Source organism: Bdellovibrio bacteriovorus (genome assembly GCF_041888015.1).
Taxonomy (GTDB): domain Bacteria; phylum Bdellovibrionota; class Bdellovibrionia; order Bdellovibrionales; family Bdellovibrionaceae; genus Bdellovibrio.
In genome coordinates, this window is the sequence record NZ_CP168968.1 from 2,294,742 (window position 1) to 2,320,056 (window position 25,315).

Genomic DNA, 25,315 nt, shown 5'->3' on the forward strand with positions numbered 1-25,315 from the left:
CCTCCCTTAACTCAAATGGTAGGGGCAATATGCAGAGCTTGCAAAAGGTTTTTTCAGAAGCTTTCATTTTTTTCCTAAGCATTTTCATTACTTATGATACCCACTACAGGTAGCGCGATGACTCTAGAATGTCGCTACCCCTGCTGGGGACATTTGCGCACCAACATTTTCTTCGCCGAAAAACATGAACAAATCTTGAGCATCGCGGACCATCTGCGCACCGTCCAATAACAAATCCAATCCCCCCAGAAAATGCGGATCCAAAGGATGACCCGGCACCACCCACACCGGGCGCCCCAGCTGCACCGCTTGGGACGCAGTGATCAGAGTTCCACTGCGTCGGCGCGCCTCCACCAGCAAACTTGCCTGTCCCAAAGCTGCGATAAGACGATTGCGATGATGGAATAAATGTTTGTGCATTCTTTGGCGATAATCATATTCACTCAAAAAACAACCGCCCTGCTCGGTGACCAAGGCGATCCATTCTTGCAAAGACGACGGATAAATTTCCCCCAGACCAGACGGCAGAACGACAATAGTGGCACAGCCTTTTCGCAAGGCCACACTATGCGCCTTTTGATCTATTCCCCGAGCACCCCCACTGACGATACACGGCTGAACCTGCTCGCAAAAATTCGCCAGCTCTTTTTCCATCCACAACAATGAGTCCGCTGCGGGCTCACGGCTTCCCACCACCGACAAAGTCCTGTCATTCAACCACGCTGGCGCCCCGATATAACTTAAAGTCAAAGGAGGATCAGACATGCGATAACACATAGAGGGATAAAGGATCTCGCCATAGACAACAAACTGCACTCCCTGCAACTGCAGTTTCAGAGTTTCTTCACAGTGTTTTTTGAACAAAGAATGATTCTTGAGCAAGGCCTCATGCAGCTCCGGCCATTTCTCACGGACGGTCACCATGACTTCGGAAGCCTGCAAGCGGCCTTCACGTGCCAGCATAAGATATGACTGATGAATTTCATCTCGGGCCAGAGCATAGGCCGGATGGTTCTTAATAATTTGTGATAGAGAATAAAGGTCATTCATGCACAAAGGGCCCTGCAATCTGCAGAGCCCTTTGTGATGTCTTTAAAAGTCCAATTCAGAGTCTTCAGATCCGGCGTCCGGCGCCGGCGTTGCACTTGGCGTGTCGGCAGGCATGTCATCAAACTCTTTTTCAAAGTCCGAATCCACTTTGGCTGGTGTTTCCACCACCGGAGCCGCGTTCATCGCCTGAGTCATCGGTTTTCCTACGTAATCCCCGACCACCACATTGTCGGAAGCTTTCACCACATAACCTGTGGCAAAGTTTGCAGACACGCGCACAATTTTTACCGTACCGATCACTCGGTCATTCATCACGGCGCCGCTTTTTTTGTTGCGCACGCGCTCGTCAGCAAAAATGGCCAGTGACTGACCTTCCTGCAAACCTTGACCGGATCCACCATCCAGGAACACCAAAGTGCTGTTGCCAAAGATATTGCGCTTACGATCAAACTGACCTCCGATGATTCGAGCCCCGACTCCCGAGGTCAAACCCGCAGACGATGGATCAATCATCGGCAGACGGCCCGGCGTCAGCAAAGCCCCGACCTCTATCGGCTGCAGGGATTTCTTCACGATCGCACGATAGATGTTCTGCTGATCGTTTACTTTCTCAAGGACTTCAATCTGACCTTGCAACTCAACCATCTGACCTTCACGGTTTTTCACCTGAGGATCAGCCACTTTTGTCAGATTTTTCTGAGCCACAAACTCTTTGCTGGCAGAATCATCCAACTGCACATAAATGAACTGATATTCCCCCGCCGTTTTCATATCCATTTCGGTAGAGGTCACGCGTCCCACACCCGTGATCGGCGTGTCCGTCATATAGTATTCCAGAAACTCTGGCGCCGTCGGGAACTGATTCTTAGGCAGCTCCACCTGAAGTTCGACCTTGGCGTCTCTTAATACACCCATGCGATACTGAGGCAGACTGTTTGGCAAAGTCTTCAACAACGGGGCTCTTTTCTTCGGACGCGGAATATTAGCCCCCGCCACCGGCGCCTTGCCTGCATCTGTGGCAGTTACAGGAGCTGTCGCATCCTTTTCCACAGTCCCGGCTGCTGCAAGATCCAACGTCGGAGCTTCATCCGCCGTTCCCGGGAAGAATTGAATATTCATCAGCGGATCAATTTCGTGCGGGTTTGCCACCGCGCCATTATTCAAAGACCAAATTTTGGGCCAGAAGTTGGGATCACCAAAGAACGTGGTGGAGATGCCCCACAAGGTGTCACCCTTTTGAACCCGATACATTTCAGATTCACGTGCGCCTACCGCCTTTTCCCAAAGCTCCACAGACGTTGGCTGTTCATTATAGTTCTTATAGATACGGTGAAATTCAGCTTCCTGAGAATAATCAGGTTCAGATCCCACAGCCGCACTGGGTGCCGGAGCCGGGGAAGATTCCACCGTCTGAGATGGCGGAGGCGCCACTTCAACCGGAGTCCCTGGAGACACGTCTTCAAAGCTGTTTTCAGGTGCTGCCACTTCCGGAGCCGGAGGGGCTGGAGCTGCGGCCCCGTCCTCAGGGATTTCCTGGAACTCAGGCACCGTGGGTTCAACCACATCCTTTTGCTGGCTTTCCAGAACGTCCAAAGGATCGGACTCCCAGTTTGCATCCGGGGGATTGTCTTGGGCTTTTGCCACAAGCGCCGTCAGAATCAGTGCCATCATTAGAGAGAACTTCTTGTTCATCACTCTTGCATCCTTGCCGTGATAATTACTTCAGAACCTTCAACTCAGCGTCCGCGCGGAAAGACTCGGGGCTGCCTGGGTATTTAGAGCGCACTTCTGCAAGAGCTTTACGAGAAAATTCTGGCAGATTCATTTTTTTGTAAGTCATCGCCTTGGCATACTTGGCTGCGGCCACTTTATTGCTGCGAGGATACTGTTTTTCGATCTGAGAAAAGTACTTGATCGCCTGCGCGTAGTTGGAGTTATCCACCGCCATACGCCCCGCCAGGAACAAAGCATTGTCAGCGTAAGCACTTTGTGGGAAGCGGCCCAGAAGGCTTTGCAGACGGCTCTTTAAAGCGATTTCATCATTGCCGTCATAAGCGCTCACCATTTCAGCATACAGAGTGATGTCACTTTCTTTCGAAAGGTCTTTCCCCGTCAGCTCCACCAGCAAAGCTTCTTGAGCTACGTCGCGATTTTTTGCTTTGGAGCTTGCTTCCACTGTTTTTGCTGTGGACGCCAAAGGCAGGCTTAAAAGGACCGTTGCTGCTAATAGTCTAAGTTGCTTCATCTCTCGACACCTCGTGATCTTTCTCAAGTATGACACGCATTGAGAAGTGCAAACAAGCAGGAGTTATCCACATAAAATGTTGAGTTATTGTAATCCTAGACCTTAGACCTATTTGTTTTCAAGGGTTTCAGCGATTTGCTTGAATCATAAGCACATCTTAAACATCTAATTTTACTAAGATAAATCATATTAATGCCGTGTAATTATGCGCCTGAATTTCAGATCTTAAAATCCGACCCTCGAAGACGCACGGACCCAATGACAGACTATTTTAGAAATCCAGTGCGTTATGAAATTTGCTAAGTGCCTATAACCATGATCATTCTTGCCACCCTTGCTCTTTGCTTAAGCATCGCCTGCCCACCGGCTTTGCTGATAAACACATCACTGCTCTCTCAGAAATTTCAGCAAAAATGTGTTCAGATTCTACCGAGGAATTCACAGGAACAGCAGTCACTCTCCTCACTTCTCTGTGGAGAAAAAATCACAGAGTCAGAATTGCAGAAAAATCTGCAGCGAACTTCTCTGATTCACATCTTTGTTATTTCCGGTTCTCACCTGATTTTGCTTGATGAACTCTTAGGCATATTACGAATTCCACTCTTTGTAAGATTCATTGTTCTGGGACTCTACTCGCTCGCAGTAGGATGGCAGGCCCCGGCCGTTCGAGCCCTTTTAGGCCTTTTCACTCGCAGCTTTCTGCAACACTGGCGCTGGTCTTTCCCCGCGGATCTGACTGTCCTGATCACGGGGCTTCTGACACTGATATTATTTCCAGCTTGGTGGAATTCATTGTCGCTCGTGATGAGCTGGTGTGCCGCCCTGGCTTTGTGCTGGCCATCGCTGCTGCGAATTCGTGCTCCGGTCGTCCGGGTTTTTCTGGCGCAAATCTCGATTTTCTTATTTATGTGTGCTCCCCTGTGGGGACTGGGCAGCCTGCATCCATTGAGTTTGGTCTACAATCTGATTCTGGCGCCCGTGGTATCTTATGTTCTGCTGCCCTTGGCTTTTTTGACAGCCTTGGTGCCGCCACTGGCCAGCGTCTTTGATCAGGTCATGGCGTTCTTTAAAGACATGCTGAGCATAGTGGCCGAACCTATCGTCATCACCAAAGGAACACTGCCCAGGATCGAAATTTTGTGGCTGTGGATTTTATTCTGGCATGTATTCATGCACTTTCTGCGCTTGCGCCTTTGGCAAGGACGGGACTCGCGATGAATGTGTTGCTATTTTTTATTATCACTCTCAGCGCGACACCACTGCATGATTTCTTTGCTCGGTCGTACTTTGTGATTTGGAATGTGGGGCAAGGTCAATGGCTGACGCAAATCACAGCGGACCATTGTCAGCACTTTGACATGGGCGGCGAGTTCTTTCCCTGGAAAAAGCTGCACCAGGTCTGCGGCGACAAACCCAATGAAATCCATCTGTCCCACTGGGATTGGGATCATGTGGGCGCCCTTTCCAAACCAGCTCTTAAAAGATCTTTGCCACGGGTGTGCCTGGCCTTGGCTCCGCTGGGCAAGTCCTCGCGCTATAAGGAATCATTAGTCAGCAAACTTCCCCCCTGCGCGCTCGACAGAAAAGAAGTTCGCGTATGGACCCCTCAACAGAGGTCTAAAAAGGATAGCAATGCCCAAAGCCATATTGTCAGCCACCGTCAGATCCTGATTCCCGGGGATTCCACGGCGGCCGCCGAAAAAGTCTGGTGCCAAATTTCGTGGGTGCGCCCAAGCCGCATTTTAATTCTGGGCCATCATGGCAGCCGCACCAGCAGCTCAGAGGAGCTGCTGCAAGCCGTGCCAGACTTGAAATTGAGCGTGGCTTCGGCGCGCTGGGCCCGCTACAAACATCCCCATCCTCAGGTTCTGGCAAGACTGCGCCAGCATCAAGTCCCTGTCTTGCGCACCGAAGACTGGGGAAATATTTGGATTGAGGGCCCCTAAAGACGAGGGCGCTGAATCTGGAAACAAAAAAAAGCCCGCACTCTTTCCAGATGCGGGCTTTTTTTTATTTTAGATCAAATTAAGGAACTAAGCTTTGTAAGGCTTGTATTCCATGTGCAGATCACGAGCTACTGGCTCGTACACCACATGACCACCATAGACATTCAGACCTTTCAACAAAGCTGGAGATTTAGCCACGGCGTCTTCAACACCCATAGCTGCAATCATAGAGCCGTACTTCAAAGTCACGTTCGTCAATGCATAAGTGGAGGTTCTAGGAACCACGCCCGGCATGTTTGGAACGCAATAATGAATGACGCCATCAACTTCATAAGTTGGGTTGGTGTGAGAAGTTGGGCGGCAAGTTTCAATACAACCACCTTGGTCAACGGCAACATCCACAACCACCGAGCCCTTGCTCATGCTGGCAACCATTTCTTTGGAAACCAGAGTTGGTGCTTTATGACCCGTGATCAGAACACCACCGACCACCAGATCAGATTCTTTGACAGAGTCTTCGATGTTTTTCGCGTTCGAGAACAGCGTCATGCAACGACCTTGGAAGATATCATCCAGATACTCAAGACGTGCTGTGTTCACATCAAGGATCGTTACAGAAGCGCCAAGACCTACGGCCATTTTCGCGGCGTTCGTACCAACAACACCACCACCGATGATTGTTACTTTGCCAGGTTTAACCCCAGTAACACCGCCCATAAGGATGCCTTTACCACCGTGATCTTTTTGCAGGTAGAAAGCACCGATTTGAGTCGCCATACGACCGGCAACTTCAGACATTGGAGTCAACAATGGCAAAGAGCCGTTGTCCAGCTGGATCGTTTCGTAAGCAATCGCCTTTACTTTACGCTCGCAAAGTACTTTCGTCAGTTTCGCTTCAGCAGCCAGGTGAAGATAAGTGTAAAGGATTTGGTTTTCCTTCATCAATTCGTATTCGTCAGGAAGTGGTTCTTTCACTTTTTGGATCATGTCTGCTTTCGCGTACACTTCTTTTTTAGTGTCGATGATTTTCGCGCCCGCTTTTTCGTACTGTTCGTTGGTAATGCCAGAGCCCACGCCCGCATCTTTTTCAACGATCACAGTGTGACCTTCATTCACGTACTGACGAACACCCGCCTCAGTCAAACCCACGCGGTTTTCAGAAATTTTAATCTCCTTAGGAACACCGATAATCATGATCTTCTCCTGTCAGGCGCGAAGCACCTTCAATATTCAATTTTCAGGTTATGATACTCAGAAAATAACCAGATCGGTAACAAAATGAAAAGCCGTCGGGTTGTTTTTTCTGACTACGGCGCATCAGCCCCAGGGACATTTTTCGGCCCCTATCGGGGTGGAACAGGTACTTTCTACTGTCTAAAATCCTGACAGGGGAAATTCAGCGCGAAATCGTTTACTCTCCTCCAGATTTTAATAGCTGGAGAAAAATATGAAAATTGTTGGACGTCTATCGCTTATGCTCCTTCTTACCTCAGGAGCCTATGCCCAGAACAACGCCGCAGCAACTCAGTGGCGCATCACTCAACCCGCTTGGACAGAAGTCCATGAACAACAGTTCGGTCAATTCGTTGCCCGTCTGGGAGACGCCGTAGAGCGCCGCCAATGCGGTAAAGTCGACACCTGCCTGCAAAGCACTGCCAACATGTACTATGGAACCGACGCTGCCGGGTTGAAGTACTATGCTGACTGTGCGGATCTTCCTTATTATCTGCGCGGCTATTTTGCGTGGAAAAATGGACTGCCCTTCTCTGTATCCGCTGAGATCAAACCCAGCGTTTTAAATACCGAAAAAGTGAAGGACGTCCGCTACACCCCCCAAGGCAATATGGTGACAAAACGTTACGACGTTTTGACCAAGAACGGGATCTTCAAAAATACGTACCCCAACGCACTGGAAATCCTGAACAATATCGTTCCGGGCCTGACCTTCTCGGCGTCCCTGCGTATGGCGGGCAACGAAGATACAGAGCTTTTCACGGACTTCTATCCTACCCGCATCAGTCGTCAAGCCATCCGCCCGGGTACAGTTATCTATGATCCAAATGGACACGTTGCGATTATTTATAAGATTTCGGATGATGGACGCGTCTTCTATATTGATGCCCACCCGGACAATTCTTTGACGATGGGAATGTTCACGCCGAAATTCGTACGCAGCAATCCGAATCAGGGGGCAGGCTTCAAAAACTTCCGTCCTTTGACTTTGGTTGATGCCAAAGTGGATTCCTCTGGCGCTTATGCTGGCGGTAAAATCGTGGCGGCTCGCAATTCTGAATTGCCACTCTACGGCCAGGAACAGTTCTATGGCACTCATCCGGATTCTGCCGGCTGGAGCAAAGGCAAATTCATCTTCAACGGTCAACAGGTCAACTTCTATGACTATGTCCGCCTAAGCCTGACAGAAGGTGAAGCGCACATTGATCCGCTTAAAGACATGGCGCAACTGACCGATGATATCTGTGTCAGTTTGAAGGACCGTGTTGATGCGGTCGATACCGCCCGCACTTCCGGAGTTTCATTCAAAGCCCATCCGGAAAGACTGCCGGTGAATATCTTCGGCACCGAAGGTGAGTGGGAAAACTATGCAACCCCTTCTCGCGATGCCCGCTTGAAAGTGGCCTTCTTGGATCTTTTGACTTCCACGAAAGCCAACATCGAGCGCTACAAACGTCGCGATCCGGCGATCCGCTATAACGGTGGCAACCTGGCTCAGGACCTGTTCAACGTTTACGCGCAAAAAGCCCAGGCCTGCCAGTTCTCTTACACAACCTCCAGTGGTCGCACTGTGATGTTGAATCTTGAGGCCGCTCGTCAAAGATTGTTTGCGATGAGCTTTGACCCTTATCATTGTATCGAACTTCGTTGGGGAGCACGCATTTCTCAAGAGCTGGCATCCTGCCAGGACGATGCGAACAAGCGTCAATGGTACGAGCGCGAACAATGGTTGCGCAATCAGTGGGAACGTCGCTATGACGCTCGCATGGATTACTCTCTAAACGAATTGACCGGCCCGCTTCCAGGTGTCGGCATCGCGAATCCTCCGGACATCGACATCGTGGGATACTTGAAGTCCCAAAAATAGTTTTCCATAAAAAAAGGGCTCTGATTTCAGAGCCCTTTTTCGTTTATCCCCACAGAGTTTAGAAAGTTCGAGTTGTTTCGACACCGCACCGATTGTATCCGGTGATCGTCAGACTGCGAGAATTCCAATCCGACGGCCACGAGCCGGTCGCCAGGCAATCCACAGAGGTTCCGCCGAAGTTGCACTCCAAAGCCCCGACGCCCGCCCCATTATCAAAGACAATCAGAGCATCCGCCGCCGCTTTGCTTTCATCATAGATAAATGTCGGCACATAGGTACTGCGCACATCACACATTTCAGAAGCCATATCCGCAGAATAGTGGGAACCATAGGCCGACGCATCCACCTTAAGACCAAGACCCGTCGTATCCGCATAGGTGTTCGAGGCAATTTTCAAAATATACAAACGCATGTTCTTAACAGAAGCATAAGAAGATTTCACCGTCAGCGACACATACAAATAGCCATTCACCTCAGTGAATAAGCCGTAATAAGATGCCAGTGCATAATCATCTGAAGGCACAATCCACAGATAGTCTGCGGCATTGCTCATATAAGCAGGCTTGGTCAGCTTCAGCGTGATGCTTTGACCTGGAATCAAAGTCACCGGCGTGCCTGCGTTCGGGTAAGTCAGAATATTGGTGCTGGTACTGGAGCTGTCACCAGAGCTTGTGGTTCCATCGGTGGAGGTTGAAGCTGATTCGGTGGAGCTTGGCGCACAGTTTTGAAAAGTCAGCGTACACACAGTCAGAACAGCAAAGATAATAGCACTGCCCCAGATTTTATTTTTATTCTGCATACATCCCCCACCAGAAATACAGTTCTACCCTCATTGTGTTGGCTAAATGTTGAGAAAGCATGGAAAACCCATTCCATGTCTCACATCGACACAGCTCTTACATGCAGCCAAAGGAGCTTTCCAATAAGTTGAGCCCCTGATGCAGCGGAGCCAGATACTTGTGATTCTTAAGAACAAATTCCTGCTTCTCTTCGATCGTTCCCGAACAATATCCTACAAAGGAGTCCAAATAATCCCCTGTTTCAGGATCCAAAATGGCATAGGATTCCTTACCTGTATTCGGATTTTCGTAATAGGCCACCAGGTAGTTTCCATCACGTTCCAGCCCAGTGAGCTTAGACACGGGGATAGACCGGGCCGCCAGCTTCGCGCCCAAGTCTGTTTCAATCGCCATCGCCTTAGTCACCGTATCGACAGATTCGATCACTCGATCAGCCTCAGGAACAGTTTTATTGACGAAATAGATTTTCTTCTGCTGTTCGTTGGCAATAGTTAAAACATCAAAGCTGCCAACATCGCTGATGATCGTCTGACAGCCTCCATCAATGTCACAGGCGATAAAGTCCTGTGGCTCACCGAACACCCACGGAGTGTTGAAATAAACTCTGTTATTGGCGATATTAAAAGAGCCATTACTGGAGATGCTTAAATCCACCAAGCCGGAGCCGCTTCGATAAGCCTTCAAAGTGCCACTTACATCCAAGATCAAAGCCCCATCCATCACACCCTGCAAGCTAAACCAATCTGTCCCCGCAAAAAAACGGGTCAGTGATATTGCTGCCGGATTTGACACGTCAATGAACAGAATATTGTGCTCCTGAGTGGACGCCTTAAATGAAGTCATTACCAACACATCAGAGATTCTCTTCCATACATCTCCAACATTGGCCCCTTCGATCGCGGTCAGGTCCGAAGCTCCAATGGCAATCTTTCGGTAGGAATCATTCATATGTATATAAAGATCCACCAATTTACTGTCGGAACTGTCCGCCCGCGCGATCTTGCGAACCTCAATCAGATCCCGGGACTCATCCTGGGATCTGATCAATTCGATCTTAAACCGGTAATTGCTGTCATCGACATAACCAAGCTTCGACAACAAGGGAGTAATCACCTTGCTGTTCTTCGCTATCTGATAAGAAACGGGTTCATAATCAACATCCCTACAATGAAGATTGATCGACGACTTGTGAGGAAAGACTTTGCAATACTGCAACCCCGCAGGAAGATCCACATAGTGCTGAACCCCTTCAGCTTTGGCTGTCACGGTCCATAAAGACTTGTCAGCCCACGATGCCGGAGAAGATGGATTTTTTAGAACCATCACATAGCCCCGCCCCGCAAAGTCCGGATCTGCGGCAAACGCTTCTGCGTATCCCTCAATACTCGTCATGAAATCAAATTGGGTCTTATCTTTACTTAGGTAGATCTCAGAGATCTCGCTATTGTCGGCTTTGGCTCTAAAGTCCACGGACAGAACTTCCGTGATGATTTCATCTTCAGGAGCAAGGTTGCTTGATAAATCGCCCCCGCGCACAGACAAATCCAACGTGCATGCAGAAAGCATAAAAAAACACAGATAAAGTGCCAGAACATTCAGTTTCATAATATGAAATATCGGCAATTCTTTACTGGGCCTTAACAAGAAAGGGCCTTACATAAGGCCCTAAGTAGGTATTCAGTTCGATATGAACCTGGAAACAACGGATTTGTCTTAAACTGGGACAGTCCACCCGGTGTATCTTCGAACTTCTTCTGAAACATCCGCGCCCAGCTCGACATGGCGATAGCTGTTGGGGGAATCCCAGATCTTGCGCACAAGCTTGTTCATCACATCATGGCCGGCCTTATACAACACCACGTGCCCCATCAAAGGCATTTCCAAGGTCACCAGATCTCCCAGCGCATCCAAAGCCTTGTGTCGCACAAACTCATCGGCCCAACGCAGGCCATCCGGATTCACCACGGTTTCACCATCCAAAACCACGCAGTTGTCCAAGCTTCCGCCTTTGGCCAGTCCGCGAGACTTCAACGCCTCCACGTCTTTCATAAATCCAAAAGTACGAGCATTGGCAACATCGCGTCCGAAAGACTGTTCATTGATATCCAGATCAATTGTCTGTTTACCAATTGTTGGATTCGGGAAATCAATTGTGACCGTCAAACGCAAGCCATGATAAGGAACCACATAGGCGTGCTTGTCCCCTTCACTGAAATAAATCGGCTCTGTGATATAGCAGTACTTGCGTGGCTGATCTTGTTCGACAATACCCACGGCCAATAAAGCCTCAAGGAAAACTTTGGCACTGCCATCACCAATAGGAATTTCCGGCCCGTCCAATTCAATAAACAGATTATCAATACGAAGTGCAGAAAGAGCCGAAACGCAGTGCTCAATCGTCGCCACTGAAAACTCCGGACCGCCGATGGTGGTTTGATGCGAAGTGGCCTGTACATTGCGAGCAGTGACTTTCAACGAAGGACTGCCCGGCAAGTCTGTCCGGATAAAATAAACACCCGTATCAGCCGGCGCCGGACGGAAGGTAAGCGTACAAGGATCGCCAGAGTGAATCCCGATCCCCTGAACCATAGTCTTTTTACGAATCGTTTTCTGTAAGAACATCTTGTCTAGACTGTATCGTAACCGTCAGCCCTTCGCAATGCGGATTTGCCCGACCACATCGCCACGCCAGTTGGTGATGGTCGGCATCGTGTATTGCGAAAGAGCCTTAAATTCAACTTCCGTAAGCCCCCCAAGATTCAACAACAACGAAGCTGTTGCCACTTGAGCTGCACGGCCCGCACCGTCAGCGGCCTTCACGGCAAAGGCCACTTTCTTCTCGGGAAGAACTCCGCAAAAAACCCCTTCAGCTCCGCCTTTGATGACTGCTCGCCCCTGTGACTTTTCAATCACAGCTGTGGCAAAATTGTCACTGCCGGAAATGTAAAATGGCTGTGTTTTTACCGCATGCAGGATGCGCGCTGCCGAGGCCTTCCGCGCCGGAGCTTCCTTCGGATTGATGAACGTGGACATCCCCACCGCCATGGACTGCAACGGCACCGCATAAGTCGGAATGCCACAACCATCCACTCCGTAAGGAAGTTTGGCGTGATCCACTTTCATGGTTTCAGTCAGGATCTTACGCAATCTTTTCTGCGCATTGTGCTCGTACTTTTCATAGCCCGCAGGGTCTTCACCCAAATGCAAACAGGTGGTGATAATTCCAGAATGTTTTCCTGCACAGTTGTTACAGAACACCGTGGGCTTGTGATGATGTCGAATCATCTCGTGCGCACTTTCTTCGTGATAGGGTAAATGCGGTCCACAAACGAATTGAGATTCCTTCAACCCGGCTTTTTCCGCCCACTGAGCCAACGCTGCCAGATGTTCTTTTTCCCCACGATGAGATGAACATGCCAGGGCAATATGTTTGTCTTCAAGATTGAACTTATCTGCGGCACCAGATTCGATCAAAGGCAGAGCCTGCAACATCTTGATCGCACTTCGAGGCATGGTTAAAAACTGGGGATGCCCCCAATACTGGATCACACTACCCAGTTCATTCACGACTACAATCATCACTTGGTGAAGGCTTTCCACGACGGGCCCACGTAACACTTCAATGACCAACGGCTGTTTCGATGCCATATATTTTCTCCCCAAAAAGCAGACCAGGATTCTCAAAACAGCACGATTCCGAGAGAGAATACTGCAAAACATCGCCCGAATGTCATAGGCGAACCGCTGACTATTCTATCAGGATGCTGGGGGCCCCAACATAAAAACTTACAAAAGACTCAAAATACGACAAACGACAAAGCCGGCTTCACACCGGCTTTGCTAAGAAATCATGCTTTAAAAAATACTCCGGAGCCGGAAGCCTACTTATCTGCAAGCACCGAGTTTTTAGCAAACTCCGTGACCACACGACCACGCTGGGTTTTCTGAATGAAGCCTTCCTGAATCAAGAACGGTTCATACACCTCTTCCAACGTGTCACGCTCTTCACTCAAGGCCGCGGCAATCGTATCGATACCCACCGGACCACCGGCATATTTATCCTGGATCAAACTGAGAATACGGCGATCCATCAGGTCCAGACCATATTGATCCACACCTAATTGATTGAGCGCATAGACGGCGATATCCTTGGTAACAATACCGTTGCCTTTGACCTGCGCATAGTCACGCACACGCTTCAACAAACGATTCGCCACACGCGGAGTCCCGCGCGAACGTCGGGCCACTTCCTCGGCACCGGCTTCATCAATTTCCACCTTCAGGATTTCCGCTGAACGCATCAGGATCTGACGAAGAGCATCCTTATCATAGAACTGCAAACGCTCAACAATGCCGAAGCGATCGCGGAACGGAGGATTCAAAAGACCCGCACGCGTCGTCGCCCCCACCAATGTGAACGGCGCCAAAGTAAACTTCATCGAACGCGCGCCCAAGCCTTCACCTGTGACGATGTCGATGTAATAGTCTTCCATCGCGGTATAGAGATATTCTTCCACATGCCGACTGAGACGATGAATTTCATCAATGAACAAAACCGTGTGCGGTTTCAAAGAGGTCAAAATCGCCGCCAGATCCCCTTTTTTGTCGATCGCCGGAGCGGAGGTCATTTTAATTTCCGCGCCCATGTCGTTGGCAATGATTTTGGACAATGTGGTTTTACCCAAACCCGGAGGGCCTGCCAAAAGCACGTGATCCAAAGATTCTCCACGGTGCTTAGCTGCCGCCACAAACACTTTCAGCTTTTCTTTAACATCGTCCTGTCCGGGGAAATCCTCAAAGCGCTGCGGGCGCAGCTCGTTTTCCCATGACTTTTCACCTTCAACCGGATCACCTTCCAGAATACGACTCATGACAAGCCTCCGGATAAGGTCTGAAGGCCTTTACGAACACCGTCTTCAACACTGATATCCCCTGGCAAAGTGGAAACAAACTGATCCACCATCTGGGATTTATAACCCAGGTTCAACAATGCAGAGGTGATTTGTGTGTGTCCTTGGGATTTCTTCTTCACCGGGCCGGATTCCTCGATAGTCACCAGCTTGCCCTTTAAGGTCAGAATGATTTGTTCAGCGGTTTTTTTACCAACTTTAGGAAGACCAGACAGAGCTTTGGCATTCCCGGCCTCGATCATTTCATGAATTTGTGCCGGACGGCCGCCGGAAAGAATGCTCAAAGCCATCTTCGGACCGACACCGTTTACCTTCAACAGGGACAGAAACAGGTTTTTTTCTTCCTTGTCGTGGAACCCAAACAACTGCAAAGCGTCTTCGCGCACATGAGTGTGAATCCAAACGATGATTTCATTCCCCAAAAGGGTCTGCAAATCACCCAGTGTGTGAGCCGAAGCCAAAATTTCGTAACCAACCCCATGCACATCAATCAAAGCGGAGTCATTCATCACTTCAATAATTTTACCGCGCAGATATCCAATCATAAACTCACCGCTCTTTGCATAATCGCTTTTTTCTTTATTTCAAAGGCATGGTAACAGGCCATGGCCAAGGCGTCGGAGGCATCAATGCGGCTGATGGTTTTCAAGCTCAGCATCATCTTGAGGACCGCTTGAACGTCCTCTTTGGAGGCCCCGCCATTTCCAGTGACACCCTTTTTTACAGAACGCGTGGCATACTCCTGCACTTCCGCGCCGCCCAAACCGGCTTCATACATGATGACTCCGCGGGCATGACCTAATTTAAAGGCACTGTCGGCATTCTTGCCCAGGAAGATTTTTTCGATGACCACCTGTTGGGGTTTGTATTTTTCCATAACCTCGCGGAATGCGGACCCCAGCTCCTTCATACGCAGCGGGAATGCATCATCGCCGTCCATCACAATCACGCCGTGATTGATATGTTCAATCTTTCCGTTCTGAACACGGACGACACCAAAACCTGTAATGCGAGAACCGGGATCGACCCCAAGAATGATCAAAGAATGTTCCTTTTTTATATTTCCACTATGGCGTCGTAGATATTGCTTAGTCAATAAATCTGCTTTAGTATCAGTCTATGCCCAAAATTGAAGCAAGCACCATCGAAAAGTACCAGAGTCTCCTCGAGAAAGATCCGAATTCTCAGGTTTTCGCACCTCTGGCAGAAGCTTATCGAGAAATGGGAATGCTGCAAGAAGCCCGCAAAACGGTGACTTTGGGCGTTCAACGCCATCCGCTATTTGTTGGCGGCTTGGTCACTTTCGCTAAAGTGATGCGCGATCTGGGGGAACTTGGAAAAGCCCAGGAAGCCTTGAAAAAAGCCACCTCTCTGTCGGCAGAAAATATTCTCGCACATCAACTGACGGCTGAAGTTTATCTGGCTCAGAAAAATCCGAAAGATGCTTTAAAAGCCTTTAAAATGGTGCTGTTCCTGAATCCCAATTCCAAAAGCGCCCAAAAAGCCGTGCAGAAACTGGAATCCCTGACGGCAGATGAGTACGACGAAGACGTCTTTTCCATGACTAAACTTCCGGAAGTGAATCTTCATACAGCGCCCGTTTCCAATGAGCGCCCGCCTGATTTTGCCCCTGAAGAGGTCGTGATCCGCCCAACCCCGGTGACTACCAACAAGGCCTTGGAGCGCATGCTTTCCCTGATTGACGCCTTTATTGTGCGCAATGACTTGGAAAAAGCGCATGCTCTTTTAAAGGACACCCGCATTGAGTTTGGCGACCATCCGGAAATCCAACGCCGCATGAACACCCTTCAGGTACGTTATAATGATTCTGATGAGGCCATTCCGTTGAAGCCACTTCTACCCCGCGAACAGCTGATTCGCGAAAGGAAGCTGGAAGTCCTTGAGATGATGCTTCGCAAAATCGAAGACTACCGCGCCCAAGGTTGACCGCCTACGCCCCTTTAAGACATGATAGCCCTTCTTCAAGCTGTTGAAAAAGCCCCGCCCCTTTTACTGGCTGCCTAGCTGGTTTTGTGTTGCTGTGTCTTTTTGAAAAGCTTTGAGTCTTATTATTAGGAAGGATTTTGAAATGTACGAAACGTCGGACTTTAGAAAAGGTCTTAAAATCATGCTGGAAGGAAAACCCTACGTCATTGTAGATTTCCAACACGTCAAACCAGGCAAGGGGAATCAGTTCACCCGTACTAAACTTAGAAACATGCTGACTGGCCAAAACTTGGAATCCACTTTCAAGTCCGGTGAGAAATTCGAAGTTCCGAACGTGGAAAACAAAGAGATGTCTTTCCTTTACAAAGATGACTCTGGTTATAACTTCATGTCTCAAGAGACCTTCGAGCAAATCGCAATGTCTGAAGAGGACCTGGGTGAATCCAAGTACTATCTGACAGAAAACCTGAAAGTGGTTATCTTGTTCTACAACGAAAAAGCCGTTGCTTGTGACGTTCCAAAAGCTGTGAACCTGACTGTGGCTCAAACAGACCCAGGCATCAAAGGGGACCGTGTAACTGGCGCGACGAAGCCAGCTACTATGGAAACTGGCCTGACTGTAGGTGTTCCATTACACATCTCCGAAGGCGATGTTCTTCGTATTGACACCTCCACAGGTGAATACGTAGAGCGCGTCAGCCAAAAATAAGTAACGCTCAGTATTAAGTCTCCGCAACCACTCAATTTTATCGCAAAATAAATGAGTTAAGCTGCGGAGGCTTTTTTTGTCCACGTATATTGAGCTAGAAATTCAAAGTCTTCTCAGACACACCGAAGATCTCACTGGGGTTGCCACGCAACTTATCAGCAGTATCGAGTCTTCTCCAGATCACTTCACACTGGACAACATCAACGCCCTTTCTCGTTTCCTGATCCAGTCACGCCATGAACACATGTTGATCGAGTTTGTTCTTCGTCATATCGAAAACGAATCCTTCCACACACCCTGGCCTTACTTTCTTGAAGCTTTGAGTTCTTACTCCGACAAGCTGGAAGAAAAAGTCGTGCGCGCTTTGCAAGACGGTATCGAAGAGGACAATGCGCAATCTGAAGCCTCGCGCTCTCTGGCCTTGCGACAAACTTTGCAAACCTTGGGTGAATGGCGCAGCAACCGCAAATATAAAATTCACAAAGACTATCTGAACAACAAACGCTCTTTGCTGGAGCAACTTATCACATTGCGCACGCAGCAGTTGTACGAGCAGGAAAAATCCCTGCTGCAACGTCTGCAAAAACTTTATCCGGGCGACAGCGACATCCGCCGCGAAGTGAATGAACACAAACAACGCTATGCTTTGGAGATTCTGTCACGCCGAACTCCCCGCTCGCGCAAAGTCAACCTCAACACCGAAGAGTATTCCCCGCGCGATCCTGAAGTAGAACAGGCACTGCAGGTGCTGATGCAAAGTATGCATGAGCATGCCGAACAGCATCCGGACATGGCCTTTGATTTTGCCGTAGCCGCCTACATGCTGGAAAGTTTCGAGGATGCGCTGTCATTGCTTTCCTTCAGTGAAGAAACTGAATCTTTGATCTGGTTCCGCATGGAAGTCCTGCTGAAGTGCCGCCGCTTTGTTGAACTTCTGACCGACCTTGCGAAAATCGAGATTCTCTTTGCCCATGATCCGGAAACTTTCTTTGCCACAGCTTACTTGCGAGCGCAGGCAATGTGGGGCTTGGGACAAAAACACACAGCGATCGAAGTTCTTGAAGGCCTTCTCGCGGCCCGTCCTCACTACCGTGCAGCCAGCGCGTTGCTTAGTATTTGGAGCGGACAGTGAAGCGTGTCTTTTGGATTCTTATCACTCCACTGGCTGTGATCCTGGCGCTCTGGGCTTTGATGGCTCAGGTGTTTGCCCCAAAAATCGAAGCCTGGACGCTGGAAAAAATCCAAAGTTATTCCGCTGCAAATCTGCCGGTTAAAATTCGCGCCGAAAAACTTTCTCTGCGCTTCCTGCGCCCATCAGCCGCTCTTGAAGGTGTGACCATTGAAGGACAAGGTGAACTTGCCGAAGCTCTGCCCGCCATCAAGATCGGAAGCGTTCGTGCTTTTGTGGACCCATTCCATCTTCTGGGAGGCCGCCTGACTTTATCCGCTGTGGTTGTGGACTCTCCGCAAGCGCAGATCAATCTGGACCCTTTCCTGAAAGATGAGTCTCCGTCCAAAGAACTGCCGATGGATCAGATCTTTGCAATTCTGGAGCAATTGCCACTGCAAAGAATTTTCCTGCAGAACATCCAAACACAAGTAACCTCTAAGCAGCTGAAGCTGGATGTCATCGTACAAAGCGGCGATTTGCTGCTGACGAATATGGGCAAGAATCTGACGGCGAAAGCCAACTTGCCAGAGCTGCAAGTCAAGCTGACGGGCTTTGGGGATTTTGCAGGCTCTTTGGATACACATCTCTATCTGACCCGCCAATCTTTGAAAATCATCCAACTGGGTGTGCGTCTGGGACAATCCGAAGTTCTGGCGCGCGGTGAGCTGACAAACTTTGCACGCATCGCCATCAAGCCTTCCGGTGTCTTGGATCTGACAGGCAAAATAAACCTCAGCGATATTTACACCGAGATGAAACGCCTGCGCCCGGACATCAAACTTCCGGTGATTGGTGGCGAGCTGATCACCGAAGTGGACACCAAGTTCAACGGTTTTGATGACATCAAGGCCAACGCCGAAATTAACACCCGCTCTGTCACTTTGGAAAAGCTGGAGCTGGGCGATGCGCGTATTCAAGGTGAATATCACAACGGCGTCATTGGACTTTCAGAGATGGAAGTACACCACCCGGCGGGCGAAGCCACACTGACCAAATCCCAACTGCAACTGGATGGAAAGTACGGTTTCAAATCTTTGGTGACTGTTCACAATCTGGATCTTTACAAACTTTTCCAAAGTCTGGATCTGGCCAATATTCCGGTCGGACTGGAATTGGAAGGCCAGCTTCCTTGTGAAGGTCAGATTCGCCCCAGCTTCCAAGTGACTTGCTCCAATGCCTCTATCAGCGGAAAAAATCTTTGGGTTAAGACCGACATCAAACCCAAAACCCCGGATCTGGTGAACATTGATGCCATGTCCGCCAAGGGTCAGGTTCAAGTGACCCTGGATCAGGTTTCTTATGCGGCGGCTGTAACCATGGGCGACAGCAGCGGACGTTCTGACGGTGTGATTGATTTCCACAAGGGCTTTAAGATCAACTACAAGACCGACAAACTGGATCTTAAAAATGTGCGCAACCTGGCTCATTTAAAATTGGTTGGCACAACAAGCATCGAAGGTTCAACATCTGGCGACTCGCATTCTGCCATCTTTAACATGAAACTCAATGCGCGCAATTTCGTCTTTGAAGATTTCACGTTGGGAAATCTTCTGACCAATCTGCGCTACAGCAAAGGCATCTTGTTCTTTGAAGATATTGCCGGAGCGTTGAATCGCACCCAATATCTGGGCGAACTCGATGTAAATCTGAATAACGACACTCTGGAGGGTGACTTCAGCATCCCGACGGCAGAGCTAGGCGACGTGGCCACGGTCTTTGAAAAGATCTATAAATTCCCGCTTCCGGTCTCTGGCGTGGGGGCTGCGAAAGCCCGGGTTGATGGGCCTTTGAACTTCTGGAAGCTGAACTATAAACTGGAATCCGCCTTTAAAGATGTCACCATCGGTCCGGAAGGATTCAATCAGTTGCAGTTCAATGCTTCTGCGACAAACGGGAATATCAACGCTGACAAAGTGGTTCTGCAAAAAGCCAATTCCACTCTGACCCTGCAAGGTGGCATCAGCTCTGAACGCATCATGAATCTGTATGCGGATGGCAAGAACTGGCATCTGGAAGAATCCGACATCATCAGTAAGATCAACTCCAATATCACCGGCAATGTGAACTTTGCGGCGGAACTTAAAGACTCTGTCAACAACCCGCAGGTTCTGCTCAAGGGCGCGATCACCGACACTTTGTTTGAGGATCAGGAAATCCCCAACTCCAACTTCATCGCCAGAGTCAACCGCAACAGCCTGGGCGGACAGTTTACCTTCTTCGGCGATAAAGTTCGCGCCGACTTCCAGATCCCCATGGAAAAAGGCCGCTCTCCGCTGGTCTTGAAGATCAATACCAACAAATGGAACTATTCGACTGTTCTGGGATTGATCGGCGGTGCGAATCTGGCCAGCGAATACGATTCAACACTGACATCAATGGTGGACTTGCGTTCAGAACAAGGTGACATCCTAAAAGCCAGCGGCAAGATTCACATTGAGACCTTCAATCTGAAACGCGGCAATCTGAGCTTTACCAACAACGGTCCCATTGACATCACCGCAGACAATGGCTTGGTCAATATCCGCAACTTCACGCTGTCCGGCCCCAACCACCTGCTCCAGGTGCGAGGCTCCAATTTTTCTGCCGAAAAGCTGAATCTGGGAATTGCGGGTCACACCGATCTGCGCTTACTGCAAATCTTCACTCCTTTCCTGGAAGATATGGGTGGAACTGTGCATATCTCTTCCAATATTTCCGGAGCGCTCATGAAGCCGGAAATTCTGGGAAATGCCAATGCTCAGAACACCTTTATCAAAATCAAAGGATTCCCCCATCCGTTTGAACGCCTTTCCACCGAAGTGGTCTTTTCTCAAAACCGCATCCTGATCAATTCTATCAAAGGTCAAATCGCCGGGGGCACCCTGACCGGAGATGGCGGTATCATGATCAATGGAATCAAAGATATTCCCACCACCATTCGTGCTCACCTGGAAGGCGTGACCTTCAATGTTCCGGACAAAGTCCGCAGCAGTGGTAACGCGGACTTGCTATTCTCTGGCCGCTGGTTCCCCTTCACCTTGTCTGGCACGTTCCATGTTTCCAGTGCTCTGGTTGAAAAAGAATTCACAGAGGACGCGGGTACAGTCGCGGGCGTTCGCCAAAGTCAGTACTTGCCAAAGCGCCTGCGTGAAGGACAGTTCGAACCGATTCTGTTAGATCTGCAGGTTCTTTTGAATCGCAATATCGTGGTTAAGAACTCGTTGATTGATGGCTCTGTGACCGGACAATTGCAAGTCAAGGGAGCCCCCACAGATCCCGTACTGCTGGGTAAAATCAGCATGGAACGCAAATCCAAAATCATCTTTAAAGACAAAGTCTTTGATATTCAAAGTGGTGTGATTGACTTCAACGATCCGGATGAGATCAACCCGAATCTTTATATCTCGGCAATTTCGCGTATCAATGAATACGACATCACCCTGCTGGCGCAAGGGCCGTCGAAGAATCTGACGATCCATCTGAACAGCGTGCCGCCGTTGTCAGAGCAGGACATTATTTCCCTGATTGCCCTGGGGGTTACGTCCTCGGCGATGGATCAGAACCTGCAGTCCCGACAACAGGCCGAACAACTGGGCGTGGAAATTGGTGGCGCCGTTTTGGCAAAACCAATCAATAAACAACTGGAAAGCACGCTGGGGCTGAATCTGGCGGTGACTTCCCAGTACGATTCCACCCGCAATATCAGCGTGCCTAAAATCACCTTGAGCCGTCGCCTGTCAGAGAAAATGAAAGTTTCCGGCAGCCGTCCTGTGGGCGATACACAGTCTTATGACATCAAGCTTGAATACCTTCTGAACAGCAATATCACTGCGATCGGCTCATTTGAAAGTCGCGGATCGACAGAGGAAAGTACGAATGTTCAATCCACCTCAAAAGAGTCCCAAAGCATTTTCGGCTTGGATCTAGAGTTTAAGCGGGAGTTTAAATGATACCTTCGCGCCTGCGATCCCCTGCCGTATTACTGCTGATGACGCTGACCCTGGGATGGGGTTCCGCGTCCTGGGCTTTGAAGAAGCCCTTGAACATTTCCAATCTTCCGCAGGAACTTCAGGAAGAGTTGAGCAAAAGATTTCCCGACCTTCGCAAAGAGCGCCTGACCCAGGATCAAGTGGATGACGTCATTCGCCACTTGCAACTGAAACCGCAAATCAAACGCGTGCGGGTTCTGGATGATGGCAACAGCTCCCCTCTGCGTTTGGACTATGAACTGACCCGCCGGATTTCCAATGTCAAAGTTGTGGGAAATAAGAATTTTTCCACATCCGAAGCCGAAGGTCTTTTTGGTGTCAAATCCGGCGATGTCTTTGATCAGCAGACTCTGATTGAGGGCGGTGAAAAATTGCGCCAGGCTTATCGCGATCTGGGATACTACAATGCCGTGATCGACATTGAAATGCCGCCGGAAAGCGCGGACTCGGTCGGCGTCCTTGTGCGCGTGAATGAAAACAAACGCTCTTTGGTGCGCAATATTGTTCTGATCAGCCCCAACGAAGAGCTGAACAAAAAAATCATGAAGGAAATTGATGATTCCCTGAATGACCCTTACACCGACACCACTCTGGCGCAGATTCAGAAAGCAGCCCGGGAATATCTGACCAAAAACCGCTATATCCGGGCCGATCTGGTGGGCCCAACCACCGAGTTCAGTGAAGATGACAGCGAAGTCGTCCTGACGTACCGCCTGGAGAAAACCGATAAATACAACTTCGACTATCAAGGTGTCCGCTTCCTGGCAATCCGGGAAATTGAGAATGCTCTGGATCTGGATAACTATTATTCCGCCAGCCCCTCAATCGGAACCGAGCTGGCTCAGAAAATCCGCACCTATTATCTGGCCAAAGGCTATGCCCGTGCCGAAGTGAAGGTGGACGAATCGGAATCCCGCAAATTCCAAAGAAAAGTAACCTTTCATATTGATGAAGGTCCACGAGTCAAGATTCAGAAATACAATCTAACGGGGCGCTATAACAAGAAAGACAAATACTATATCAACTTTATCGAAGCTCACAGCTCTCGCACCGTGGAAAGTGGCTACTACAATAAAGAAGATATTGATACCGGTCTTAAAAATCTGATTCTGGAACTGCAGAATAACGGTTACCTGCAGGCTAAAATTCTGTCCACGCGCACGCAATACAACAAAGAACGAGACGCGGTCACAATCCATATCAATCTGGATGAAGGACCTTTGACGATTGTTGAATCAGTGACCTTTGAAGGAAACAGTTCTTTCGGTGAAGAGGAACTGCTGCGGGCCACTCGTCTGCGTGCCGGGCCTTTGCGCCTGACGCAGATTGAAGACTCCATCGCCCGCCTTAAGAGCTTCTATAAAGAGCGCGGCTATATCGAAATGCTGCTGCTGAATGAACGCGGTGACGTCGTGACGTATGACGAGACCAACACCAAGGCCAATCTGAACTTTAAAATCTTTGAAGGTCCGCAGGTCCGCGTGGCTTCGATCATTTTGGAAGGCAACACCTTCACCTCGGACTATGTTATCAATAAAGAGCTGGAATTCAAAAACGGTGATCTGCTGACACCATCAAATCTTGAAGAATCCGTGGCACGTCTGCAGCGTACAGGCTTCTTTGGCTCTGTGGAGATCCGCACTCTGGAGGAAAAAACCAACGTCGCCAACCGCACCGTCCTGGTCAAGGTGAGCGAACGCGATCCCGGGGTTTTCAACCTGGGTGCCGGTGCCACCAACGAACGAACGCTGACCTTGCGCGGATACACCGGCGTGGCTTATCGCAATCTTTGGGGTACCGGGCGCGGAGTTTCCCTGCGTCTTGAAGGAAACTACAACGTCGCCGACATCAAGTATCTGGAAAGCCGTGTGGTCCTTGGGTATCTGGAGCCATATATATTTGACTCTCGCGTGCGTGGTCGTATCAATCTCACCCGCTCCAGCACAGTCACAGACTTCGACATCAAACAGGTCTCCGACGTGCGTTCAACGACCTATTCTTTGGAGAAAGATTTTACCTCCCGTATTTTGGGTATCTGGGATGTCTGGTCCCTGGCAACCATCCGTGACTTCGGTTTAGATGATTCCTACCCTTACGATACTGTTGAGCAGAACATCGCCACCACCGGTCCGCAAGTGGATCTGGACTTCCGCGACAACCCGTTCAATCCGACCAAGGGGACCTTTACGCGCTGGAACGCCGAATACGCATCACCTGAAATCGGTGCCAGCCCCACAATTGAATACTGGCGCACCACTTTAAGTTTTACGCACTATTGGACTGTGGGACATCTTTCAAAGCAGCCTGTTGTCTGGGCCAATCAAGGACGTGCCGGATACATGAAAAATCTAAGTCATGGCGGCGGCGTGCCTTGGGATAAGAAAGGTTTCACGTTGGGGGGCCAATCCACCGTGCGTGGTTATGAGGCTGGAACTCAGGAAGTCTTCCCGAACCGTCAGGATCTGGGACTGGCCGATACAGATCCGACCTACTATCTGACTTCAGATTCCACCATGTATCTGATCAAGTCGGAACTGCGCTTCCCGGTATATGAAAGTTTAGGTGGAGCTATCTTCTATGACGGCGGCTCAGTGAAAATCGAGGACCTGAAGTTCACAGATCCTTATCGCGATTCGGCTGGCTTTGGAATTCGCTATAACACGCCCGTCGGTCCATTGAGCCTGGAGTGGGCTTGGAAGCTTGATGCCCGCCCGGGAGAAGAACCTTGGCGCTTCCATCTTTCCATCGGAACCTTCTAAAGGGACCAAGTACAGTCTGCCACGGCCATGATTCCATCCACATGGCCGTTTTTCTTTAAAGGTTCTAACTGCAGGTTCTGCATACGCACCTGCAGCCTTTCCAATGACAGTCTTTCTTTGATCACGTGAGCTTCCGGCACGATGATTGGCTTTTGGCTCTGATCCGCCAGCACAGCATTGGCCTCGCTCAAAATTCGCATCGTCATGGCCTCTTCACGATCATAAAGATGCACCCACTGACGACAATACAGATCCTCGATGGTGTAACTGGTGAACTCAAAAAAATTCAACGACCGGAAAAACTGAGTGTGTTTGGTGGAATAGAATTCAACCATTTTTGCAGGTTCTGCGCGCAAGTGCACCAAAGTATCAGGAAAGATTTTGTAGTCGTAGTATTCCAGCGCCGTCTCCACAAAAAAAGGCATGTCCTTCAAACGACGTCCCCGTGAATAAACCCGCTGACAAATTTCCAAATACTGTCGAAGAAGCTCGACAGCTCCTGCGCGCTCAACATCATTCAACTGCAAAAAAAATGGCAAGGACTCATGGTGATAGGGCCGAACAGCCCACCCCTCTTGCTCAATAAAAGTACACAGTTCCTCTGCAGATTTTTTAAAACTATGGGCCACAGATGGGGTCTTAGGAGTCATGATGCACCGCAAACCTGATATAAAACAATATATTATTTATACTTTTAACATAAAAAGAGC

At 49.4% G+C, this 25,315-nt stretch carries 20 protein-coding genes; 8 read left to right on the forward strand and 12 right to left on the reverse strand.

The window, feature by feature from the left end:
• Nucleotides 1-123: 123 nt before the first annotated feature.
• The 3 genes from ACES2G_RS11075 to ACES2G_RS11085 are packed head-to-tail and all read right to left on the reverse strand — an operon-like array spanning nucleotide 124 to nucleotide 3,295.
• Entirely contained in the window at nucleotides 124-1,050 is a 927-nt protein-coding gene (locus ACES2G_RS11075) for a DNA-processing protein DprA (RefSeq protein ID WP_347358319.1), read from the reverse strand.
• A gap of 42 nt (nucleotides 1,051-1,092) precedes the next feature.
• Nucleotides 1,093-2,721, reverse strand: a complete 1,629-nt coding sequence (locus tag ACES2G_RS11080) for a LysM peptidoglycan-binding domain-containing protein (protein ID WP_374000180.1) — start codon at nucleotides 2,719-2,721, stop codon at nucleotides 1,093-1,095.
• A 46-nt stretch (nucleotides 2,722-2,767) separates the two neighbouring features.
• On the reverse strand, nucleotides 2,768-3,295 hold the full coding sequence (locus ACES2G_RS11085; RefSeq protein ID WP_347358317.1) for a tetratricopeptide repeat protein: 528 nt from the start codon (nucleotides 3,293-3,295) through the stop codon (nucleotides 2,768-2,770).
• Between the two features lie 498 nt (nucleotides 3,296-3,793).
• Between ACES2G_RS11085 and ACES2G_RS11090 the strand changes: the two genes are divergently transcribed.
• Both ACES2G_RS11090 and ACES2G_RS11095 read left to right on the forward strand, forming a co-directional pair.
• Nucleotides 3,794-4,513, forward strand: coding sequence for a ComEC/Rec2 family competence protein (locus ACES2G_RS11090; RefSeq protein ID WP_374000182.1), 720 nt, complete (start codon nucleotides 3,794-3,796; stop codon nucleotides 4,511-4,513).
• Complete coding sequence (locus ACES2G_RS11095) at nucleotides 4,510-5,241, forward strand: ComEC/Rec2 family competence protein (RefSeq protein WP_374000183.1); 732 nt, start codon at nucleotides 4,510-4,512, stop codon at nucleotides 5,239-5,241. Before ACES2G_RS11090 ends, ACES2G_RS11095 begins: the two co-directional genes overlap by 4 nt.
• 87 nt (nucleotides 5,242-5,328) lie before the next feature.
• Here the strand turns inward: ACES2G_RS11095 and ald are convergent, their stop codons facing one another.
• The gene (ald, locus tag ACES2G_RS11100; RefSeq protein WP_374000184.1) at nucleotides 5,329-6,435 is read right to left on the reverse strand and encodes an alanine dehydrogenase; all 1,107 of its coding nucleotides are present in this window, start codon (nucleotides 6,433-6,435) and stop codon (nucleotides 5,329-5,331) included.
• 253 nt (nucleotides 6,436-6,688) lie between these two features.
• Between ald and ACES2G_RS11105 the strand changes: the two genes are divergently transcribed.
• Entirely contained in the window at nucleotides 6,689-8,341 is a 1,653-nt protein-coding gene (locus ACES2G_RS11105) for a hypothetical protein (RefSeq protein ID WP_374000185.1), read from the forward strand.
• Nucleotides 8,342-8,399: 58 nt separating this feature from the next.
• Here ACES2G_RS11105 and ACES2G_RS11110 read toward each other — a convergent pair whose 3' ends face one another.
• The 7 genes from ACES2G_RS11110 to ruvC all read right to left on the reverse strand — a co-directional run bounded on the left by ACES2G_RS11110 (nucleotide 8,400) and on the right by ruvC (nucleotide 15,093).
• Entirely contained in the window at nucleotides 8,400-9,140 is a 741-nt protein-coding gene (locus ACES2G_RS11110; protein WP_347358312.1) for a hypothetical protein, read from the reverse strand.
• A gap of 97 nt (nucleotides 9,141-9,237) precedes the next feature.
• Nucleotides 9,238-10,746, reverse strand: a complete 1,509-nt coding sequence (locus tag ACES2G_RS11115; RefSeq protein WP_374000186.1) for a hypothetical protein — start codon at nucleotides 10,744-10,746, stop codon at nucleotides 9,238-9,240.
• Nucleotides 10,747-10,854: 108 nt separating this feature from the next.
• Nucleotides 10,855-11,763 carry a UDP-3-O-acyl-N-acetylglucosamine deacetylase gene (lpxC, locus tag ACES2G_RS11120; RefSeq protein ID WP_347358310.1) on the reverse strand — a complete coding sequence of 303 codons (909 nt, stop codon included), beginning with the start codon at nucleotides 11,761-11,763 and terminating at the stop codon, nucleotides 10,855-10,857.
• 24 nt (nucleotides 11,764-11,787) lie between these two features.
• Nucleotides 11,788-12,789 (reverse strand): asparaginase, encoded by a 1,002-nt coding sequence (locus ACES2G_RS11125; RefSeq protein ID WP_347358309.1) that lies wholly within the window; start codon nucleotides 12,787-12,789, stop codon nucleotides 11,788-11,790.
• A gap of 233 nt (nucleotides 12,790-13,022) precedes the next feature.
• Nucleotides 13,023-14,012, reverse strand: a complete 990-nt coding sequence (gene ruvB / locus ACES2G_RS11130) for a Holliday junction branch migration DNA helicase RuvB (RefSeq protein ID WP_347358308.1) — start codon at nucleotides 14,010-14,012, stop codon at nucleotides 13,023-13,025.
• Nucleotides 14,009-14,596: a Holliday junction branch migration protein RuvA gene (gene ruvA, locus ACES2G_RS11135; protein ID WP_347358307.1), complete on the reverse strand. Its 588-nt coding sequence runs from the start codon at nucleotides 14,594-14,596 to the stop codon at nucleotides 14,009-14,011. The genes ruvB and ruvA overlap by 4 nt, the downstream gene beginning before the upstream one ends.
• Nucleotides 14,593-15,093, reverse strand: coding sequence for a crossover junction endodeoxyribonuclease RuvC (gene ruvC / locus ACES2G_RS11140; RefSeq protein WP_347358306.1), 501 nt, complete (start codon nucleotides 15,091-15,093; stop codon nucleotides 14,593-14,595). The genes ruvA and ruvC overlap by 4 nt, the downstream gene beginning before the upstream one ends.
• Nucleotides 15,094-15,170: 77 nt before the next feature.
• Between ruvC and ACES2G_RS11145 the strand changes: the two genes are divergently transcribed.
• From ACES2G_RS11145 to ACES2G_RS11165, 5 genes are all read left to right on the forward strand, one after another.
• The gene (locus ACES2G_RS11145; protein ID WP_374000187.1) at nucleotides 15,171-15,998 is read left to right on the forward strand and encodes a tetratricopeptide repeat protein; all 828 of its coding nucleotides are present in this window, start codon (nucleotides 15,171-15,173) and stop codon (nucleotides 15,996-15,998) included.
• Between the two features lie 142 nt (nucleotides 15,999-16,140).
• On the forward strand, nucleotides 16,141-16,707 hold the full coding sequence (gene efp / locus ACES2G_RS11150; protein ID WP_374000189.1) for an elongation factor P: 567 nt from the start codon (nucleotides 16,141-16,143) through the stop codon (nucleotides 16,705-16,707).
• 76 nt (nucleotides 16,708-16,783) lie between these two features.
• Nucleotides 16,784-17,839, forward strand: a complete 1,056-nt coding sequence (locus ACES2G_RS11155; RefSeq protein WP_347358303.1) for a hypothetical protein — start codon at nucleotides 16,784-16,786, stop codon at nucleotides 17,837-17,839.
• A complete protein-coding gene (locus ACES2G_RS11160) occupies nucleotides 17,836-21,807 on the forward strand; it encodes a translocation/assembly module TamB (protein ID WP_347358302.1) in 3,972 nt (1,323 codons plus the stop codon). The genes ACES2G_RS11155 and ACES2G_RS11160 overlap by 4 nt, the downstream gene beginning before the upstream one ends.
• Complete coding sequence (locus tag ACES2G_RS11165; RefSeq protein WP_347358301.1) at nucleotides 21,804-24,605, forward strand: POTRA domain-containing protein; 2,802 nt, start codon at nucleotides 21,804-21,806, stop codon at nucleotides 24,603-24,605. Before ACES2G_RS11160 ends, ACES2G_RS11165 begins: the two co-directional genes overlap by 4 nt.
• Here the strand turns inward: ACES2G_RS11165 and ACES2G_RS11170 are convergent.
• Nucleotides 24,602-25,255 carry a hypothetical protein gene (locus ACES2G_RS11170; protein WP_347358300.1) on the reverse strand — a complete coding sequence of 218 codons (654 nt, stop codon included), beginning with the start codon at nucleotides 25,253-25,255 and terminating at the stop codon, nucleotides 24,602-24,604. The genes ACES2G_RS11165 and ACES2G_RS11170 overlap by 4 nt on opposite strands.
• Nucleotides 25,256-25,315: the final 60 nt, after the last annotated feature.

Bases quoted from the DNA above. Each gene is read 5' to 3' on its own strand.
- efp (WP_374000189.1), top strand. From the start codon at position 16,141: ATGTACGAAACGTCGGACTTTAGAAAAGGTCTTAAAATCATGCTGGAA.
- ACES2G_RS11105 (WP_374000185.1), top strand. From the start codon at position 6,689: ATGAAAATTGTTGGACGTCTATCGCTTATGCTCCTTCTTACCTCAGGA.
- ACES2G_RS11080 (WP_374000180.1), bottom strand. From the start codon at position 2,721: ATGATGGCACTGATTCTGACGGCGCTTGTGGCAAAAGCCCAAGACAAT.
- ACES2G_RS11075 (WP_347358319.1), bottom strand. From the start codon at position 1,050: ATGAATGACCTTTATTCTCTATCACAAATTATTAAGAACCATCCGGCC.
- ACES2G_RS11115 (WP_374000186.1), bottom strand. From the start codon at position 10,746: ATGAAACTGAATGTTCTGGCACTTTATCTGTGTTTTTTTATGCTTTCT.
- ruvB (WP_347358308.1), bottom strand. From the start codon at position 14,012: ATGAGTCGTATTCTGGAAGGTGATCCGGTTGAAGGTGAAAAGTCATGG.
- ACES2G_RS11085 (WP_347358317.1), bottom strand. From the start codon at position 3,295: ATGAAGCAACTTAGACTATTAGCAGCAACGGTCCTTTTAAGCCTGCCT.
- ACES2G_RS11095 (WP_374000183.1), top strand. From the start codon at position 4,510: ATGAATGTGTTGCTATTTTTTATTATCACTCTCAGCGCGACACCACTG.
- ACES2G_RS11165 (WP_347358301.1), top strand. From the start codon at position 21,804: ATGATACCTTCGCGCCTGCGATCCCCTGCCGTATTACTGCTGATGACG.
- ACES2G_RS11110 (WP_347358312.1), bottom strand. From the start codon at position 9,140: ATGCAGAATAAAAATAAAATCTGGGGCAGTGCTATTATCTTTGCTGTT.
- ACES2G_RS11125 (WP_347358309.1), bottom strand. From the start codon at position 12,789: ATGGCATCGAAACAGCCGTTGGTCATTGAAGTGTTACGTGGGCCCGTC.
- ruvA (WP_347358307.1), bottom strand. From the start codon at position 14,596: ATGATTGGATATCTGCGCGGTAAAATTATTGAAGTGATGAATGACTCC.
- ACES2G_RS11145 (WP_374000187.1), top strand. From the start codon at position 15,171: ATGCCCAAAATTGAAGCAAGCACCATCGAAAAGTACCAGAGTCTCCTC.
- lpxC (WP_347358310.1), bottom strand. From the start codon at position 11,763: ATGTTCTTACAGAAAACGATTCGTAAAAAGACTATGGTTCAGGGGATC.
- ACES2G_RS11170 (WP_347358300.1), bottom strand. From the start codon at position 25,255: ATGACTCCTAAGACCCCATCTGTGGCCCATAGTTTTAAAAAATCTGCA.
- ald (WP_374000184.1), bottom strand. From the start codon at position 6,435: ATGATTATCGGTGTTCCTAAGGAGATTAAAATTTCTGAAAACCGCGTG.